The sequence below is a fragment of the Aliidongia dinghuensis genome, assembly GCF_014643535.1.
GTDB lineage: Bacteria > Pseudomonadota > Alphaproteobacteria > ATCC43930 > CGMCC-115725 > Aliidongia > Aliidongia dinghuensis.
The window spans coordinates 1-505 of the sequence record NZ_BMJQ01000090.1 but is presented as its reverse complement, the minus strand read 5'-3'; the positions used below and the strand labels follow the sequence as shown (position 1 = coordinate 505).

The following is a 505-nucleotide window of genomic DNA, read 5'->3' as shown; positions in this document are numbered from 1 at the left end:
AATAGCCCATCACGCATCTCAATCAAGTGATTGACGGCAGGCTTGGCAATCTCTACAAAGCCCTGATCGCTGACTAACCGATGAAACTCATCCGGCAAAATCGGGCTAAAAATACTGGTCAATATACTTACCGCCTGACTGGCCAATGGTACTTGCGAAGCAGATGCCACTAAGCAGTATTTTTGTGTGGTCGTGCTAATTGGTTTAAGTCGTTTGGCCGTGGCAAGTACGGCAGGTTTGCTAATATCAAGCGCGACTAATTTACTTGGGTTAAGCTGTAAAAATCGCTCAGTGTAATATCCTTCGCCACAGCCAATGTCTAGCCAATTTACCGATGGTTGGGAGGATAATAGCCCTTTGCAAAAGTCATAGCTTTGGCTGAAGAATCTCGTAATACCTATAATGTTATAAACATTAAGACATTAGAAAATATTTTCTCTGAAAGACTACGCCATAATTTTTACCCTGTAAGCAAAAACATGGTCGATGAATGGATTGAAAAAAG

The 505-nt window shown here is 41.6% G+C and carries 1 protein-coding gene; it reads right to left on the bottom strand.

Annotation, left to right across the window (positions count from 1 at the left end; all coding sequences use genetic code 11):
* A partial coding sequence (locus tag IEY58_RS34880) for a methyltransferase domain-containing protein (protein ID WP_407648475.1) occupies positions 1–317 on the bottom strand: 317 nt, incomplete at its 3' end.
* Positions 318–505: the final 188 nt, after the last annotated feature.